Origin of the sequence: Variovorax sp. GrIS 2.14 (genome assembly GCF_046115955.1) — a bacterium.
Classification (GTDB): Bacteria; Pseudomonadota; Gammaproteobacteria; order Burkholderiales; family Burkholderiaceae_C; genus Variovorax.
Window position 1 is genome coordinate 1 of sequence record NZ_JBJXIA010000083.1, and the last position, 2010, is coordinate 2010.

The 2010-nt window shown below is 60.5% G+C and carries 3 protein-coding genes and 1 pseudogene; all 4 read right to left on the reverse strand.

From position 1 onward, the window contains the following. Nucleotides 1-209, reverse strand: a pseudogene (locus RCH10_RS27530) (cytochrome C oxidase subunit I); the annotation flags it as partial. Beyond that, on the reverse strand, nt 196-780 hold the full coding sequence (locus RCH10_RS27535; protein WP_409054833.1) for a cytochrome C oxidase subunit II: 585 nt from the start codon (nt 778-780) through the stop codon (nt 196-198). The gene RCH10_RS27535 and the pseudogene RCH10_RS27530, both read right to left, overlap by 14 nt. Before the next feature lie 5 nt (nt 781-785). Beyond that, the gene (locus RCH10_RS27540) at nt 786-974 is read right to left on the reverse strand and encodes a hypothetical protein (protein ID WP_409054835.1); all 189 of its coding nucleotides are present in this window, start codon (nt 972-974) and stop codon (nt 786-788) included. Then, nucleotides 971-2010: c-type cytochrome (locus RCH10_RS27545; RefSeq protein ID WP_409054834.1), on the reverse strand; the 1040-nt coding region annotated here is incomplete at its 5' end. The genes RCH10_RS27545 and RCH10_RS27540, both read right to left, overlap by 4 nt.

The following is a 2010-nucleotide window of genomic DNA, read 5'->3' on the forward strand; positions in this document are numbered from 1 at the left end:
CCAAAGCCCATTGCAACAAGGGTCGGCATCACGTAAGCCATGACAGTGCCGTGTGCGGTGACAGAGCGGTAATAGTGCTCCGGGTTGTTGACCCACGCAGCGAGCGGGCTTCGCACGAACATCTGCCACTCGCCCAGAAAAATGGCTCCCAGGAAAGCCACAAAGGCTACCCAGAAATGCGCAAGGACGAGCTTTTTAGCGTGGAACACAGCTAAGCCTTTCTCCGCCGCGGGCCTTGGCCAGAAACTCCTCCGGGGGAATAACCTGAACACGGCCCCACATCGCCTCGTGGCCGGTGCCGCAGTATTCGTGGCACGGCATGAGCTTTTCACCGGTTCCGGAGAATGTCGTCGTGAAGGTCGCAACAAAACCCGGGACAAGCATGGTGTTGGCATTGGTTCTTCCAATGACGAATCCATGAATCGCGTCCGTGGCCGTGCCGCGGAACGTCACCGCCATTTCTGCCGGCACGACGATGCACTGGGGCACAAACGAATACTGCTGGGCAATCAGGCGCACGGTAACCTTTCCGTCGGCCAAGGTTGTGCCCAGATTGCCCTCGACGAACTCGCCGCTAAGGTGCAACGTCTTCACGTCCACCGTCTCTACCCGGGATGGAGGCATCGAGACCCAGTGCAGGCCGGTCACGATCATCATCGCAACCAGCATCGCGATGATCACCCCGACGATGATGGCCCAGCGGCGTTCGGCAGCGATTGCGACAGCCTCAGACCCATGAGGCGACGGGGAAAGGGAAGGAGAAGAGGAAGGGGAGTTCATGACGCTCACTGCACAGCGCCCCGCGGCAGATAGGCGAAGAAGTAGAACGCAAAATAGATCGCGATCACGATCGCGGTCGCGACCCCGGCGACCGCGAAAGTCCCGGAGGGTCCCTGGCCGACGATATGGTCTACGCGCGCGTCTTCCGACGACGGCGCAGCTTCGTGCTCCCCCGTCATTGCTTCAGTGTTCATTCGGGCAGTACCTTGCGCAGTTCATTGGATTGGGCAGACGTGACCGGTGTGCCGCTGTTGTCCCACGCGACCCGGATGTAAGTCACAACAGCCGCGACCTCTTCGTCGTTCAGGATGTGATTGAACGGCGGCATGCCGTGCGGGCGCGGATTCTTCTTGGTCCCCGGAGGGTAGCCTCCGTTGAGGACCATCCTGATCGAATTGACCGGGGACGACATGGTGATCGACTGGTTGCCTGCCAGCGGCGGATACGCAGGCGGTTGTCCCTTGCCCTCGTCGCCATGACACATCGCGCACTGGTTGGCGTAGACGCGCCGGCCAAGCTCCATCGTCCCCGGATTCACAAGGCGAGCCTGGCTGGTCGGTGGGGGCTCCGCATCGCGCTGCGGCAAGGCTTTCAGGTAGGTGGCCATCGCCGCCACATCTTCGTCGTTCAAATACTGCAGGCTGTTGTAGACCACCTCGGCCATGGGCCCGTACACCGTGCCGCGGTGAGACACACCGGCCTGCAACAAGTCGGAGATTTCCTTGATGGTCCAGTTTCCAAGGCCGGCTTCGCGATTCGACGTGAGCGACGGTGCATACCAATTCTGGTTGGGAATCATGGCCCCTTCAAATGCCTTCGACTCGCTCGAACCGCCAAGCGCGTTGATGGCCGTGTGACACATCGCGCAATGGCCAAGCCCCTGGACGAGATAGGCACCGCGATTCCACTCAGCCGATTGCTTCGGTTCCGCCACGTATTCACCCTGCTTGAAATACAGCGTGCGCCATCCCAGCAGCAGTTCACGGTTGTTGTACGGGAAATTCAACTCATGGGGTCGGTTCTGCTGTCGCACCGGCGGGACCGACATGAGGTAGGCGAAGATGGCATCCGAATCCTCGCGCGTAACTTTGGAGTACGAGGCGAACGGCATCACTGGATACATCAAGGCGCCATCGCGCGACACGCCGGTGTGCAACATCCGGTAGAAGTCGGCCGAATTCCACTCGCCGATGCCCGTCTCCTCATCGGGCGTGATGTTGGGCACGTAGA

What these genes read in the sequence shown, in the direction of transcription:
- RCH10_RS27535 (WP_409054833.1), bottom strand. Translation starts at nt 780, where the DNA reads ATGAACTCCCCTTCCTCTTCTCCTTCCCTTTCCCCGTCGCCTCATGGG.
- RCH10_RS27540 (WP_409054835.1), bottom strand. Translation starts at nt 974, where the DNA reads ATGAACACTGAAGCAATGACGGGGGAGCACGAAGCTGCGCCGTCGTCG.